At 68.7% G+C, this 14757-nt stretch carries 13 protein-coding genes; 5 read left to right on the top strand and 8 right to left on the bottom strand.

Annotated features, from left to right (window positions below):
• Positions 1–3: 3 nt before the first annotated feature.
• Positions 4–3294 carry a LuxR C-terminal-related transcriptional regulator gene (locus WU80_RS12775; RefSeq protein WP_156349531.1) on the bottom strand — a complete coding sequence of 1097 codons (3291 nt, stop codon included), beginning with the start codon at positions 3292–3294 and terminating at the stop codon, positions 4–6.
• A gap of 153 nt (positions 3295–3447) precedes the next feature.
• Between WU80_RS12775 and WU80_RS12770 the strand changes: the two genes are divergently transcribed.
• The 3 genes from WU80_RS12770 to pth all read left to right on the top strand — a co-directional run bounded on the left by WU80_RS12770 (position 3448) and on the right by pth (position 5716).
• Positions 3448–4329: an oxidoreductase gene (locus WU80_RS12770; RefSeq protein WP_055403076.1), complete on the top strand. Its 882-nt coding sequence runs from the start codon at positions 3448–3450 to the stop codon at positions 4327–4329.
• Between the two features lie 139 nt (positions 4330–4468).
• Complete coding sequence (locus WU80_RS12765; RefSeq protein ID WP_055403074.1) at positions 4469–5128, top strand: 50S ribosomal protein L25/general stress protein Ctc; 660 nt, start codon at positions 4469–4471, stop codon at positions 5126–5128.
• Positions 5129–5140: 12 nt separating this feature from the next.
• Positions 5141–5716, top strand: coding sequence for an aminoacyl-tRNA hydrolase (gene pth / locus WU80_RS12760; protein ID WP_055403071.1), 576 nt, complete (start codon positions 5141–5143; stop codon positions 5714–5716).
• 15 nt (positions 5717–5731) lie between these two features.
• Here pth and WU80_RS12755 read toward each other — a convergent pair whose 3' ends face one another.
• From WU80_RS12755 to WU80_RS12735, 5 genes are all read right to left on the bottom strand, one after another.
• On the bottom strand, positions 5732–7366 hold the full coding sequence (locus WU80_RS12755) for a fatty acyl-AMP ligase (protein ID WP_055403069.1): 1635 nt from the start codon (positions 7364–7366) through the stop codon (positions 5732–5734).
• A gap of 266 nt (positions 7367–7632) precedes the next feature.
• On the bottom strand, positions 7633–8583 hold the full coding sequence (locus WU80_RS12750) for a 4-(cytidine 5'-diphospho)-2-C-methyl-D-erythritol kinase (protein WP_055403115.1): 951 nt from the start codon (positions 8581–8583) through the stop codon (positions 7633–7635).
• A gap of 59 nt (positions 8584–8642) precedes the next feature.
• The gene (rsmA, locus tag WU80_RS12745; RefSeq protein WP_055403067.1) at positions 8643–9584 is read right to left on the bottom strand and encodes a 16S rRNA (adenine(1518)-N(6)/adenine(1519)-N(6))-dimethyltransferase RsmA; all 942 of its coding nucleotides are present in this window, start codon (positions 9582–9584) and stop codon (positions 8643–8645) included.
• Complete coding sequence (locus WU80_RS12740; RefSeq protein WP_197281225.1) at positions 9548–10675, bottom strand: resuscitation-promoting factor; 1128 nt, start codon at positions 10673–10675, stop codon at positions 9548–9550. The genes rsmA and WU80_RS12740 overlap by 37 nt, the downstream gene beginning before the upstream one ends.
• 167 nt (positions 10676–10842) lie before the next feature.
• Positions 10843–11703 carry a TatD family hydrolase gene (locus tag WU80_RS12735; protein WP_055403063.1) on the bottom strand — a complete coding sequence of 287 codons (861 nt, stop codon included), beginning with the start codon at positions 11701–11703 and terminating at the stop codon, positions 10843–10845.
• A 19-nt stretch (positions 11704–11722) separates the two neighbouring features.
• Between WU80_RS12735 and metG the strand changes: the two genes are divergently transcribed.
• Complete coding sequence (gene metG / locus WU80_RS12730) at positions 11723–13264, top strand: methionine--tRNA ligase (protein WP_055403061.1); 1542 nt, start codon at positions 11723–11725, stop codon at positions 13262–13264.
• Here the strand turns inward: metG and WU80_RS12725 are convergent.
• Positions 13261–13626: a nitroreductase/quinone reductase family protein gene (locus WU80_RS12725; protein WP_055403059.1), complete on the bottom strand. Its 366-nt coding sequence runs from the start codon at positions 13624–13626 to the stop codon at positions 13261–13263. The genes metG and WU80_RS12725 overlap by 4 nt on opposite strands.
• A gap of 19 nt (positions 13627–13645) precedes the next feature.
• Positions 13646–14110 carry a DUF1772 domain-containing protein gene (locus WU80_RS12720; protein ID WP_055403057.1) on the bottom strand — a complete coding sequence of 155 codons (465 nt, stop codon included), beginning with the start codon at positions 14108–14110 and terminating at the stop codon, positions 13646–13648.
• Between the two features lie 100 nt (positions 14111–14210).
• Here WU80_RS12720 and WU80_RS12715 point away from each other — a divergent pair.
• Positions 14211–14757: TetR/AcrR family transcriptional regulator (locus WU80_RS12715; protein WP_055405767.1), on the top strand; the 547-nt coding region annotated here is incomplete at its 3' end.

Below are 14757 nucleotides of genomic sequence, written 5' to 3'. Positions count from 1 at the left end.
GCGTCACGTGGGGCGCTGGTCCTTGAAGAGCTCCATCCGCGAGGCGATGCCGAGTTTGGCATACACGTGGGTGAGGTGGGTCTGTACCGTGCGCGGTGAGATGAACAACCTGGCACCGATGTCTTTGTTCCCCAGGCCTTCCCGCACGAGGCGCACCACATCGTTCTCCATGGGGGTTAGCGATGCCCAGCCGGTAGCTGGGCGTTTGCGCTCGCCGCGGCCGCGTTGCGCGTAGGCGATCGCCTCCTCGGTGGACAACGCCGCTCCCTCCGCCCAGGCAGTGTCGAAGCCATCAATCCCCAACGATTCCCGTGCCGTCTCGACCAAAGCGTCGTACCCCGCTTGATACATCGGGAGACGGATTGCCCCGATGGACCGACGAACGCCGTCCGCTGCGCCCAAGAGGCGCGCTGCGTAGGAGAGTTGGCGATCGTCGGCCGCCAGGCGTGCCCGACACTCCAGGATGTCCGTCACTCGTAGGTATGCCCGCGTACCGGTGGCGATCTCCAGGGCGTCGTGAACATCGCGCTCGGCCTGGCCTTGGTCACCTTGAGCCACTGCGATGTAGGCGCGTTGTGTCAGGGCCGACATCCGGTACCAGCCCGGTACCACGGCGACGGTGTCATCGGCCCAGCGGCGCGCTGCGGCCAAATCACCGCATGCCAGAAAGACCTCGGCTGTTTGACTGGCTCCCCTGACCCAGATTTCGCGTAGCGGGGTGGTCTGCCGCCAGGCCTCCTCCGCCGCTTGTCTGGCAGTAGCCGTCTCGCCGGCGGCAAGGTTGGCCGCCGCCAACGCCACATACACTGCGTCCGTGTAGATTCCCAGCGAGTTCGCCGCCTCGGAAGCTGATTGTGCCGCGCTCAGCGCGGCAGCCGCCTCACCTTTGTAGGCGAGCGTTATGCTGCGCGCTACCTGCACCATGATCGACATGGGCAGGTCCCCCGCGGCCGCGGAATCCGCTGCCAAGCAACCCAATACGTCAACCGCGTCTGCGAGATGTCCTTCCATGGCGAGGGCCGAGCCGAGCCACTCCCGGCAAAGCCGCGAATGAAGGTTGTCGCCGACGGAATCCGCGAGGTCACGCCCTTCTACGGCGGACGCGGCCGCCGCGATCGGTTCGCCGGCGTAATAGGACATGGTCGCCTGATAGGTGAAGATTTGGCACAGGCTCCACCGATCGCCGGCGGTTCGAGCCAGTTCGATCGCCTCGGCAAAATATGGCTGTGCGAGTTCAGCGCTGTATATCGCCACCGAACCGCACGCCATCAGGCCTCGACCGATCAACGCCGGGTCGTCACACTGGCGCGCGAGAGCCAGGGCTTCGCGGGCCCGATCCGGGCAAGCGGGGACGCCCATCCACACGGCGATCGCGCTTTGATCGGCGACCGCGCGCACCCACACCTCAAGTGCTATCTGCGGATCGCGCTCATCGGTCAGAACGGCTTCGAACGCCGCGAAAGCCTCGCGGAAACGGCTGCGCGTCAACCAAAACAGTTGCAGTGCGGACACCAGTCTCAGCGCCGTCTCGCGGTCGCCCTTCTCCCGGCTCCATGCGAACGCCGCCCGCAGATTGTCAATCTCCGCGTCCGCCCAACGCAGCAGCTGCTCAAGACCGGCCAGTCCTTGCGACTCCAACTCGATGGCCGTGGCCGCGTAGTAGTCACGATGCCGGGTGCGTATCTCGTCGGCCTCGCCGGACTCGCCGAGCTTTTCCTGCGCATATTGCCGCACCGTTTCGAGCAACCGGTAGCGCATGCCGGCCGCGGTGTCGTCGGCCACCACTAACGATTTGTCGACCAGCAGGCTGAGTTGGTCCAGTAGTTGATAGCCTTCTACGTCGCTGACGGCGCCGACCGCCTGGGCGGCGCCGAGATCGAACCCACCGCTGAAGACCGCTAGTCGCCGGAACAACACCCGCTCTGGCTCTGTCAGAAGCGCATGCGACCAGTCCACAGAGGCGCGCAGTGTCTGCTGGCGGCGCACTGCGGTGCGCGCCCCGCCGGTGAGTAACCGGAATCGGTCATGCAGGCTGTGGACGATCTGCGATAGCGATAGCGCCCGAACTCGTGCCGCGGCAAGCTCGATGGCCAGCGGCATGCCGTCAAGGCGTTCACAGATTTCTTCGACCAGCGCGCGGTTGTTCTCTCCGACATGGAATTCCGGCCGTATCCGCCTGGCCCGGTCCGCGAACAGTTCGACGGCCTCGTCGGTGATGGGCAGCGACGGGACGCGCCAGGTCAGCTCGCCGGGAACTCCAAGCGGCTCACGGCTGGTCGCAATGATCGTCAGTTTCGGGCAAGCCGCGAGCAGCTCGACGACCAAGGCACCACACGGATCGAGCAGATGCTCACAGTTGTCGAGCAAGAGCAACATCGATTTTTCTGCGAAGAACCGCACGAGGAGCTCCAAAGTGGAGAGCCCGGCGACATCGGGCACGCCGAGTGTGCGCGCCACGGCCACCTGCGCCATTGCGGGATTGGTGGTCGGCGCCAGGTCGACATACCACACGCCGTCGGCGAACTCGCGGCTTAGTCGGGCGGCGCCTTCGGCGGCGAGTCGAGTCTTGCCCGCACCGCCGGCGCCCGTCAGGGTGACCAACCGGTTGTGGGCCACCAGCTGACCCAGCTCGGCCATTTGCTCATGGCGCCCAATGAAATTCGTCAATTGGGTCGGCAGATTGTGCGATGGAACGCCGCTGCGCACCCGAAGCGGCGGGAACTCGTTGCGCAGGTCCGAATGACACAGCTGCACAACGCGTTCCGGGCGGGGTAGGTCGCGCAGCGGGTAATTGCCGAGATCGGTGAGCCACACCCCGTCCGGAAGGCGATCGACCACCAGCGGCTCCGTCGCCCCCGACAACACCGTCTGCCCCCCGTGCGCCAGATCGCGTAGCCGCGCCGCGCGATTGATGGTGGGTCCCGCATAGTTGGCATCGTCGCGCAGCTGAATCTCGCCGGTGTGGATCCCGAGGCGCAGCCGGATCGGCGCTAGCGGCGCGCGTTGCAACGCCAGCGCGCACGCCACCGCATCGCTGGCACGCGCGAAAGCGGTCACGAAGCTGTCCCCTTCGCCCTGCTCTTGCGGACGCACCCCGTCATGCGCGGCGACAGCCTCGTCGACGGTCTTGTTCAAAAGTGCCAGGGCGGCGGTCATCTTTTCGGGCTCGGTCTCCCACAACCGCGTAGACCCCTCGACGTCGCCTAGCAGCAACGTGACCGTTCCCGTCGGCAGCAACTCGCCCACGCCCAAATCGCTCCAGGTCAGCTGCGGCATCTCCGCGTGTTGGCTCATGGTAGCCAGCATCGCGTCCGAGACGGGGCAGAACATCCGCCAGAACGCGCAGATCGATTCCTGTCCGGCGCGCGCGGCTACGCGGTCGGTCCAACACCCGCCTGACTCCGTGGCCTTCGACGTCGTGAACGAGCCCCACTAGGCTCGTCAGCCATGACGAACTGGACCGCCGCAGACCTGCCCTCGTTCGCCGGGCGCACCGTCATCGTCACCGGGGCCAACAGCGGGCTGGGCGCGGTGACGGCGCGCGAGCTGGCGCGGCGCGGGGCCACGCTGATCATGGCGGTCCGCGACATCCGCAAGGGCGAGAAGGCCGCGCTGCAGATCAGGGGCACCCAGACCGGCCCGGTCGAGGTGCGTTCGCTCGACCTGCAGAACCTGGCGTCGGTGCGCGAATTCGCCGGGGGCGTCGACAAGGTCGACGTCTTGATCAACAACGCGGGGATCATGGCGGCCCCCTACGCGCAGACCATCGACGGCTTCGAAAGCCAGATCGGCACCAACCACCTCGGACACTTCGCGCTCACCAACCTACTGCTGCCCAAGCTCACCGATCGGGTGGTCACCGTGTCGTCGATGGCGCACTGGGCGGGGCGGATCAACCTCGACGACCTGAACTGGGAGCGGCGCCGGTACTCGCCGTGGCTGGCCTACAGCCAGTCCAAGCTCGCCAACCTGCTGTTCACCAGCGAGCTGCAGCGGCGCCTCGCCGCGGCCGGTTCCCCGCTGCGCGCGCTGGCCGCTCACCCCGGCTACTCGCACACCAACCTGCAGGGCGCCTCGGGCCGCAAGCTGGGTGACGCGATGATGTCGGCGGTCACCCGGGTGGTGGCCACCGACGCCGACTTCGGCGCCCGCCAGACGCTGTACGCGGCGTCGCAGGATCTTCCGGGCGACACCTTCGTCGGCCCGCGGTTCGGCCAGATGGGCCGCACGCAGCCGGTGGGGCGCAGCCGGGCGGCGCGGGACCCGAAGATGGCCGCGGCGCTGTGGGAGCTGTCCGAGCAGCTCACCGGCACCAAATTTCCGCTCTGAGGTGCACATGCGCTAACCTGACCGGGCGTCACGGCGAGGGTGGCTGGCCAGCCAGCACCGTTATCGACGGAGACCGACGAACTGTCGCGACCCTGGCCGTGCCCCCACACTCAGGCACTGAGCACACAGGAGCGACACGATGGCCAAGTCCGCAGGCAACCAACTGACCGCCACGGTGCGCAGCGAGACCGGCAAGGGCGCGTCCCGCCGGGCCCGCCGCGAGGGCAGGATTCCCGCCGTCCTCTACGGCCACGGCGCCGACCCGCAACATCTCGAGCTGCCGGGCCACGACTTCGCGGCCGTGCTGCGGCACGCGGGCACCAACGCGGTGCTGACCCTCGACATCGACGGCAAGGAACAGCTGGCGCTGACCAAGGCGCTCGACATCCACCCGATCCGCCGCACCATCCAGCACGCCGACCTGCTGGTCGTGCGCCGCGGGGAGAAGGTGGTCGTGGAGGTCACCGTCGTCGTCGAGGGCGACGCCGTGCCCGGCACCCTGGTCACTCAGGACACCAACACCATCGAGATCGAGGCGGAGGCGCTGTCGATTCCCGAAAACCTCACCGTGTCGGTCGAGGGCGCCGAGCCGGGTACCCAGTTCACCGCCGGACAGATCACGCTGCCGCGGGGCGTCAACCTGATCTCCGACCCGGAGATGCTGGTGGTCAACGTCGTGGTGGCGCCGACCGCCGAGGACCTCGAGGAAGAGGGCGCGGGCGAGGCCGCCGAGGGCGAGGAAGCCCCCGCGGAAGAGGAAGCCGGCGAGGCCGAGGCGTCCGCGGACGAGTCCGAGTAGGCGGATCGCAACGTGGCCGAGCCGTTGCTGGTGGTCGGCCTGGGCAACCCCGGGGACAACTACGCCCGCACCCGGCACAACCTCGGGTTCATGGTCGCCGACCTGCTCGCCGACCGGCTGGGCTCGAAGTTCAAGGTGCACAAGCGGTCCGGCGCCGAGGTGGTCAGCGGCCGGTTGGCCGGCCACCCGGTGTTGGTGGCCAAGCCGCGCTGCTACATGAACGAGTCCGGCCGCCAGATCGGGCCGTTGGCGAAGTTCTACTCCGTGCCGCCGGCCGACATCGTCGTCGTGCACGACGACCTCGACCTCGACTTCGGCCGCATCCGGCTCAAGATCGGCGGCGGCGAGGGCGGCCACAACGGGCTGCGCTCGGTGGCGGCCGCGTTGGGCACCAAGGAGTTCGCGCGGGTCCGCATCGGCATCGGCCGACCGCCGGGACGCAAAGACCCGGCGGCCTTCGTGCTGGAGAACTTCTCCGCCGCCGAGCGCACCGAGGTGCCGACCATCTGCGAGCAGGCCGCCGACGCCACGGAGTTACTCATCGAACTCGGGCTGGAGCCGGCGCAGAACCGCGTCCACGCCTGGTAGGCGCCTTGAAAGGTGCTAGGTGACCAGGGTGGCCGAATGCGACCGGCGCAGCTTGCCCGACGGCGTCTTCGGGATGGTGCCCGGCCCGAGCACCACCACGTTGCGGGGCCGCATGTCGACCTCGGCCACCACCTCGCGGGCGACCTGGTGCTCGATGCGGCGCACCTCGGCCGGGTCCTGCCACGCGTTGGACTCGACGGCGACGGCGAACGTCTCGCGGGAGTGGCCGGCGTCCAGTCGCACCGCGACGGCGCAACCGGGGCGCACCCCGTCGACGCGGCAGGCGGCCCGCTCGATGTCGGTGGGGTAGATGTTGCGGCCCGCCATGATGATGACGTCCTTGACGCGGCCGCACACCACGACGTGGCCCTCCTCGGTCAGGTAGCCGAGGTCACCGGTGTCATACCAGCCGTTCTCGTCCTGCGCCGGGATGAAGCCGCCCATGGTCAGGTAGCCGGGCGTCAGGGACTCGCCGCGCAGCTCGATGACGCCGACGCCGCGGGCGGGCATCACGTCGCCGTTCTCGTCGATGATGCGCGCCTCGAGGTCTTGCAGCAGCGGGCCGAGGGTGGCCAGCCTGCGGGTGTTGCCCTTGGTGGCGGGCACCGCGCGGCGCAGGGCGGCCAGCAGGTCGGCGTCGACCTCGTCGACGACCAGACCGGCGTTGCACTCCGAGAACGACACGGCCAGGGTGGTCTCGGCCATGCCGTAGGCCGGCAGGATGGCCGACGGGTTCAGGCCGAACGGCTTACCCGCGTCCAGCAGGTCCTCCACGTCGGCCGGTTCGACGGGCTCGGCGCCGGACAGAGCGAACCGCAGCGTGGACAGGTCGAAATCACCGGGCTTGGCGTTGCGGCGCAACCGCTTGGCGAGCAGCGCGTAGGCGAAGTTGGGCGCCGCGGTCATGGTGCCCTTGTACTTGTCGATGAGCTTGGCCCACAGCAGCGTGTCGCGCAGGAAGTCCATCGGGGTGACCTTGACGAGCTCGGCGCCGAAGTACATCGGAATGGTCAGGAACCCGACCATGCCCATGTCGTGGAAGCAGGGCAGCCAGCTGACCATGACGTCCTTGTCGACGTCGTACTGGGCACCGATGAACATCGCCTCGGCGTTGGAGTAGATGTTGCGGTGGGTGATCTGCACGGCCTTCGGGGAACCGGTGGACCCCGACGTCAGCTGCATCAGCGCCAGGTCGTCCTCGCCGACGTCGACGGGGTCGATCGGCTCCGACGCCAGCAGGTCGGCCACGGTGAGGACCTTGATGCCCTTCTCCTCGAGCACCGGGGTGGCCACCAGGAAGGGCTCGGAGACGATGACGGCTTGCGCCTCGATCATGCCGATGACGTTCATGGTGTCTTCGGCCCACACGGCCAGGTCGGTGCGCGGCGTCGGCTGGTGCAGCATCGTGAGGCTGGCCCCGCGCATCCACAGCCCCTGCGCCGTCGGGGCGATCTCGACCGGGAAGCCGGCCAGCACCCCCACGGCGTCGCCGAGGCCGATTCCGGCGGCGGCCAGGCCGCCGGCGATGCGGCGAGCGCGCTCGTGGACCTCTCCCCAGGTGTGCCGGACCGGTTCGTGGGGTTCACCGGTGACCATGCCCGTCTTCGCGGTGCGGGCATTGTGGTACATCTTCTCGGTAAACCTGCTCACACAAACCTCCTCGGTTCCGGCGCTTGCCCCAACGCCCGGGATCTCATATTCCGCCCACTGGATAACACTTCGAAGCAGGCGCGCAAACACAGTCGGGCGGCGGTTAGGTCTCGAATCGGCGATGAGCCCCCAAGCGCTAGTCGTCCGCCGGAGGGCCCGGCGGACGACGACAATAAGAGTTCTTGCTCAGAGCTACCCGTCACCGCGCATTATCTTAAACTCCTCTTAGGGAACAGCCCAAACGAATGCGCGTTTTGGGTCGATTTTCACACTTCGGTGGGCGCGGGAACCACGCGCGCCCCGGCGACCGGCCCGCTGGCGACCCGCACCGTGCGGCAGACGCCCGCGCCGGAGACCTCGGTGCCCACGTCCACCGCCGAGCCCGCCGAGGGGCACAAGAAGGCGCACGTCGGGCCCGAGCCGGACACGATGCCCGCCAGGGCGCCCGCCTCGACGCCCGCGCGCAAGGTCCGGCGCAGCTTCGGGTTCAGGCTCACCGCGGCCGCCTGCATCTCGTTGCCCAACAGGGCCGCCAGCTGTTCGGAGTCGCCGGCGGCCAGCGCCGCCAGCACCGGGCCGGGGCCGTCGAGCCGCGGCGGGTCGCCCGCCTCCCGCAGCCGGTCCAGCTCGGCGAACACCTTGCGCGTGAGCAGCTCGCCGTCGGCGAACGCCAGCACCCAGTGGAACGTGTTGCGGGACAACACGGTCGCCAGCTCCTCGCCGCGGCCGGTGCCCAACGCGGTGCCACCGTGCAGCGCAAACGGCACGTCGCTGCCCAACCGCGCGGCGAGCATGCGCAGGTCGCGGCGCGGCACGTTGAGCTCCCACAGCGAGTTCATGGCGACCAGCACGGCCGCCGCGTCGGCGCTGCCACCGGCCATCCCGCCGGCGACCGGGATCGACTTGTCGATCATGATCGAGACGTCGGGCGCCCGGCCGACGTGTTCGGCCATCAGCTCGGCGGCCTGCCAGGCCAGGTTGCGTTCGTCGGTGGGCAGCTTGTCCGCGCCCTCGCCGACGAGCTCGAGGGAGAGCACGTCGGCGTTGCGGACCGTCACCTCGTCGAGCAGCGAAACCGCCTGAAACACGGTCGTCAGCTCGTGATAGCCGTCCTCGCGGCGGTCGCCGACCGCCAGATACAGGTTGACCTTCCCGGGCACTCGAACCGTGACCGACCCGGTGGGCACCCACTGGGCGGCGGTATTGCCGCCAGTCATGTCGACCACCGCAGCAGACTATCGCTGCGAGAAGCCAACCACACGCAGCGGCGCCGCCCTCAGCTCGGGGACGGCTGCTGTTGGGCCGCGGGCGGGGTGGTACCGGCCGATCCGGTCGACCGCCGCAACAGCCGCACGAAGTCGTCGATGGACAGCGTTTCACCGCGGCGGGCCGGGTCGATGCTGGCGGCCAGCAGCCGGTTCGCCGACTCGCTGCCCGAGCCGGCCCACTCGATGAACGCGTTGCGCGCCGTCTTGCGTCGCTGCGCGAACGCGATGTCCACCAGCTGAAACACCTGTCGGCGGAACGCCTCGTCGGTGGGCCACGGCGCGGCGGCGTAGCGGTCGATGCGGACGAGCCCGGAGTAGACGCGCGGAATCGGCCAGAAGACGGTCGGCGACACCATGCCGCAGCGTCGGACCGTGCCGAAGAAGCGGACCTTGACGCTGGGCACGCCGTAGTCCTTGCCGCCGGGTTCGGCGGCAAGGCGTTCGGCCACCTCCGCCTGCACCATGACGGTCACGGTCCTGATGGACGGGAATTCGGCGAGCAGATGCAGCAGCGCGGGCACCGCGACGTTGTAGGGCAGGTTGGCCACGACCGCGTTGGGTTGCGCGGCCAGCTCGTCGCCGCGCAGGGTCAACACGTCGCGGTTGACCACGGTGAGTCGCTGGCTTTCGCTGTGCGAGCGCTCGGCGACGGTTTGCGGCAGCCGCTCGGCAAGCACCGGGTCGATCTCGACGGCGGTGACGGTGGCGCCGCGCTCCAGCAGGGCCAGGGTCAGCGAACCCAAACCCGGACCGACCTCCAGCACGTGGTCGGACCGACCCACGCCGGAGGTCGAGACGATCCGCCGGACCGTGTTGGCGTCGTGAACGAAGTTTTGGCCGAGCGATTTCCGTGGCCGGAAGTCAAGTTCTTTGGCAAGCCGCCTGATCTCGGTGCGACCGAGCAGCCGGACGGTCAGCTCGCACCAGCTCTTCCGCTGCACACCGGCCACGCACCCCAGCCCTGACGCGCCCGCGTCACCTCGGCCACGGCGATCTGCTCTTCCCGAGTCGCCAGGTCGGCGCGCGCGGCGAACCGCAGCCCGCCGTTGCGCTCCCAGGTGCCCTGGTCGAACTGCACACCGCCGTAGTAGCCGTTGCCGGTGTTGATCGCCCAGTTCCCGCCGGCCTCGCAGCCGGCGATCGCGTCCCAGATGGAGCCGTTGGTCACCGGCGGCACGTCGGTGCCGGGCTTGGTGCCCACCCGCACCACGGCGTCGCGGGCCGGGGTGATCACGGTGTTGGCAATCGGCAACCGGCCGGTCTCGACGCCGTTGACGGTGGCCACCGCGAACGTGACGTCCTGGGTGCCCGGGCTGCCCGGGTCCTCGACGACCTGGCGGCTCATGTTCATGTCCGGGTCCTCGACGCGACGGGCGTTCGGCTGCAACGGCATTCGCTCGGTGACCCGCTGGATCCGGTTACGGGTGACCTGGATCTCCATGCCGTCGACGATGGGCGAGGACGCGCTGGGCGTGGCCTGATCCCCCTCGAGGAGCGGCGCGCCGGCGGCGCTCAGCAGGCCGGCGACGTTGGGCGCCGGCAGGTGGACCGTGCGGGTCGCGCCGCCGTCGGTGATGCGGACGGTCTTGGCGCTGACGACGGGCAGCGCCATGCCGGCCAGCGGGACCCGGCTGCCGCGGGAGGCCGCGGCCGGGGCGGTGTCGGTCATGGCGAGTTGGGCCAGCGCCTCGTCGACGGTCGACGCCGTCGTCCACACCTGCTTGGTGTCGTGGCCGTCCAGCGAGATCTGCAGCGGCCGGCTGCGGCGCAACACGATGTTGGCGGCGTCGTGCACCTTGACGTCCCCGGCGGGGTACAGGTCGTCCCGCTCGTCGACGGCGAAGCCGTTCTCCTGCACGATGTCGATGACCCGCGACTTCATGGTGGTCACCCGCATCGCGATCCCGTCGACGGTCAGCGTCACCGTCTTGCACGCGGAGACCGCGAATCCGCCGGCGCACGCCAGAACTACCAGCAGGCCTCCGACGATCAGTCGCAGCATCGGGGAGGGGGTCTGATGCAGTTTTGTTAATACAGTCAACGCGCGTCTATCCCGAACACAGCAAGCACTCCAACGACCTAATCAGCACCAAGCGACAAATAAGGGCCCGTAGGCCCCATCCCTTTCGATCACAAGACGGTAACGAACCGGCCAAAGTTGAGCAACTCCGGCGAGGGTTTGTTAACGCAATCGTCCCGTCGGGCGACTTATGCCCGAGCCATTCCGTAGACCCGCCGGGCGTTGCTCGTGGTGGCCCGCGCCAGCTCTTCGGCGGGACGACCCACCAATTCCGCGATCGCTCGCACAGTATAAGGAAGGCAATACGGTTCGTTGGGCGACCCGCGGTAGGGGTGCGGCGTCAGGAACGGCGCATCGGTTTCCACCAACAGCTGGTCCAGCGGGATCAGTGGAACGGCTTCGCGCAGGTCGCGGGCGTTGCGGAAGCTGGCCGTCCCCGACAGGCTGAGCAACCACCCGGCGTCCACGCAGCGGCGGGCCATCGTGGCGTCCGACGAGAAGCAATGGAAGATCACGGTGTCGGGAGCGCCCTCGGCCGCCAGCACGTCGAGCACCTCGGCGTCGGCCTCGCGGTTGTGGATCATCAGGGGTTTTTCGCACCGCTTGGCCAGGTCGATGTGCCAGGCGAAGGCGTCCCGCTGCGTGTCCGGTCGCGCGCAGCCGTCGAGCCGGCCGGGCCAGTAGAGGTCCAGGCCGGTCTCCCCCACCGCCACCACCCGGGGATGCGCCACCAGGCGCTCGATCTCGCTGCGGGCGTCGTCGTCCAGCGCGTCGGCGCGGGTGGGGTGCAAGGCCACCGCGGCGTAGACGCGCGGATCCCATTCGGCGGCCCGCGTCACCCAGCGCGCCGAATCCAGGTCGTCGGCGATGGTGACCATCGCCCCCACCCCGACCGCCTCGGCCCGGTCGGCGATCGCGCGCACGTCCTCGGCGTCGCGCGCGCCGCACGCGTCCAGGTGGGTATGGGCGTCGATCAGCGGCGCCAGCGGATCCGGGGCGGGCGGGGCTTCGCGTTCTCGGCGTTCTCGCGGTTTGGAGCTCACGCGCACACAATAAGGTGGACTCTCGATGAGGCCCTTCTACGTCACCACCGCGATCACGTATCCCAACGGCAATCCGCACGTCGGGCACGCGTATGAGTACGTCGCGACCGACGCCATCGCCCGGTTCAAGCGGCTCGACGGCTTCGACGTGCGCTTCCTGACCGGCACCGACGAGCACGGCCTCAAGATGATGGAGACGGCGGCGGCCGAAGGCATCCCGACCGCCGATCTGGCGCGGCGCAATTCCGACATCTTCCAGCGGCTCCAGGAGAAGCTGAACATCTCCTTCGACCGGTTCATCCGCACCACCGACGCCGACCATCACGAGGCATCCAAGGCGATCTGGCGGCGGATGGAAGCGGCCGGCGACATCTACCTGGACAGCTACGCCGGGTGGTACTCGGTGCGCGACGAGCGGTTCTTCGTCGAATCGGAGACCGCCGAGGTCGACGGCATCCGGGTCGCCGTCGAAACCGGCACGCCGGTCACCTGGACCGAGGAGCAGACCTATTTCTTCCGGCTGTCGGCGTATACCGACAAGCTGCTGGCCCACTACGAGGCCAACCCCGACTTCATCGCGCCCGACGTGCGGCGCAACGAGGTGGTCAGCTTCGTCTCGGGCGGTCTGCGGGATCTGTCGATCTCGCGGACGTCGTTCGACTGGGGCGTGAAAGTGCCCGAGCATCCCGATCACGTCATGTACGTCTGGGTGGACGCGCTGACCAATTACCTGACCGGGGTGGGCTACCCGGACACCGATTCGGCGATGTTCCAACGTTATTGGCCCGCGGATCTGCACATGATCGGCAAGGACATCATCCGCTTCCACACGGTGTACTGGCCGGCGTTTCTGATGTCGGCCGGGATCGATTTGCCGCGAAGGGTTTTCGCGCACGGGTTCCTGCTCAACCGGGGCGAGAAAATGAGCAAGTCGGTGGGCAACGTCGTCGACCCCGTCGCGCTGGCGGATACGTTCGGCGTGGACCAGCTGCGCTATTTCCTGTTGCGCGAGGTGCCGTTCGGCCAGGACGGCAGCTACAGCGAAGAGGCCATTATCACCCGGATCAACACCGACCTGGCCAACGAGCTGGGCAACCTGGCCCAGCGGTCGTTGTCGATGGTGGCCAAGAACCTGGACGGGGTGGTGCCCGAGCCCGGTGAGCTGAGTGCCGCGGACGCCGAGCTGCTGGCGACGGCCGACGGGTTGTTGGAGCGGGTCCGGGTCAGCTTCGACGGGCAGGCCATGCACCTGGCGTTGGAAGCGATCTGGCTGATGCTCGGCGACGCGAACAAGTACTTCTCGGCCCAGCAGCCGTGGGTGTTGCGCAAGAGCGACGCGGAGGCGGACCAAAAGCGTTTCGCCACAGTGCTTTACACGACGTGTGAGGCGGTTCGCATTGCGGCGCTGTTGATTCAGCCGGTGATGCCCGACTCGGCGAGCAAGCTGCTGGATCTGCTCGGCCAACCGCCCGAGCAGCGCGGGTTCGACGCCATCGGCACCCGGCTGGCGCCCGGCACGGCGCTGCCCGCGCCGGCCGGCGTCTTCCCGCGCTACCAGGTCGACTAGCGGGTTGCGAGGCGGACGCGAATAGTGACACGCCCCTTGGCGTCTCGGTGAGCGATCGCATGGCCGGCGCGTTCGGTGCCATCCAGCGTCAGCGACAGCGGAGCGCCTTCGCCGACGAAGTTGCGCCACCACGTCTTGGTATCCGGCATGTTCGCGACGATCTCGACATCGTCGCCGCGGCGCCGGTAGGCCACCGGGATCGAGAAGGTCCGTCCCGAGCGCCGACCCGTGTAGGTGACCAGTGTGATGCTGCGCTGGAGCCGTGCACCCAAGCGCGGCGAGGACGCAATCGCCGCGACCGGCGTGTTCAACAACGGAGCCGCGCGCATCACCAGGCGGCCGACCTTCTTGGCTACGGACATTTTCGATACCCCTTTCGGTTCAAACCAGCATTGACAGGCACAGCGCGGTGACGGCCAGGCCCTGCAGGGTGGCCCTGAGCGTGATCACCTTGTCCCAGTCGCGTTGCAGCGCCCGAGCATCGGTGGGCAGCTCGGGCCGGTCGGCGCCGGCGATGAGTTGCCGGTTGATCGGCGCGCTCACCTTCAGGTAGAGCAGCAGCCACACCAGCAGCAGGGCGACGGCGGCGCCGGCAGCGCCGGCTTGCGCCCAGCGGCCGAACGCCGAAGCGAGCGCCGCGCTGATGGCCGCCGCGGCCAGGCCGAGCAGGCCGGGTAGTCGCATCCGGCGGTCACCGTAGCGATGCACGTTGCCCATCACCGCGAGCAGGGCGTGGTCGTCGACGCGGGCCAGCGCGGGGCGCTGCACCATCGCGCAGAACACGTCGGTGCCGTAGACCACCCCGGTCCCCAGCACCGCAACGACCGCAAACAACGTGGCAACCATGATGCGACTCCTCGTCTCCGTAGGTGTTAGCAACGCTAACCCCTAGGATTCAGTGTGTCAATAGCACCGCTAGCATTGATATCGGCGCTAGTATCACGGCATGGCCATCGAGGACCGCAGGGCACGCGAACGGGCGGCCCGCCGCGCGCTGATCACCACTACCGCGCGCAAGCTGGCCGAGGAAGAGGGCTGGGACGCCGTCACCACCCGTCGGCTGTCCGCCGAGATCGAATACAGCCAACCGGTGCTCTACAAACACTTCTCCGGCATGGAGGACATCGCCGCCTCGGTCGCCGTGGAGGGATTCGGCGAGCTCGCGCACGCGCTGCGCGGCGCCCGCGGCGACGCCACCGACGGGCGGGATGCGGTGACGCGGGTGGCCCGGGCGTTCATCGGGTTCGCTCGGGACAAACCCGCCCTCTTCGACGCGATGTTCACCCGCGCGACGACGCTGCCGTTCGCCGCCGAGGACACTCCGGCCGAGCTGACGGCGGCCTTCGCGGAATTACGGGCGGCGGTGGCGATGGTCGCGGGCCCACGGGACCCCGACACGCTGACCGAGGTGGTGTGGGCCGCCCTGTACGGTCTGGTCACCCTCGAGCGCGCCGGGCGGTTACGCCCGGATCAGCACCTGTCTCTTATACACA

Origin of the sequence: Mycobacterium sp. UM_11 (assembly GCF_001414075.1) — a bacterium.
Classification (GTDB): domain Bacteria; phylum Actinomycetota; class Actinomycetes; order Mycobacteriales; family Mycobacteriaceae; genus Mycobacterium.
This window is presented reverse-complemented; position numbering and strand designations above follow the sequence as displayed.

Coding starts and splice junctions, on each gene's coding strand:
- WU80_RS12775 (WP_156349531.1), bottom strand. CDS start 3,294: ATGAGCCAACACGCGGAGATGCCGCAGCTGACCTGGAGCGATTTGGGC.
- WU80_RS12770 (WP_055403076.1), top strand. CDS start 3,448: ATGACGAACTGGACCGCCGCAGACCTGCCCTCGTTCGCCGGGCGCACC.
- WU80_RS12765 (WP_055403074.1), top strand. CDS start 4,469: ATGGCCAAGTCCGCAGGCAACCAACTGACCGCCACGGTGCGCAGCGAG.
- WU80_RS12750 (WP_055403115.1), bottom strand. CDS start 8,583: ATGACTGGCGGCAATACCGCCGCCCAGTGGGTGCCCACCGGGTCGGTC.
- metG (WP_055403061.1), top strand. CDS start 11,723: ATGAGGCCCTTCTACGTCACCACCGCGATCACGTATCCCAACGGCAAT.
- WU80_RS12725 (WP_055403059.1), bottom strand. CDS start 13,626: ATGTCCGTAGCCAAGAAGGTCGGCCGCCTGGTGATGCGCGCGGCTCCG.
- WU80_RS12720 (WP_055403057.1), bottom strand. CDS start 14,110: ATGGTTGCCACGTTGTTTGCGGTCGTTGCGGTGCTGGGGACCGGGGTG.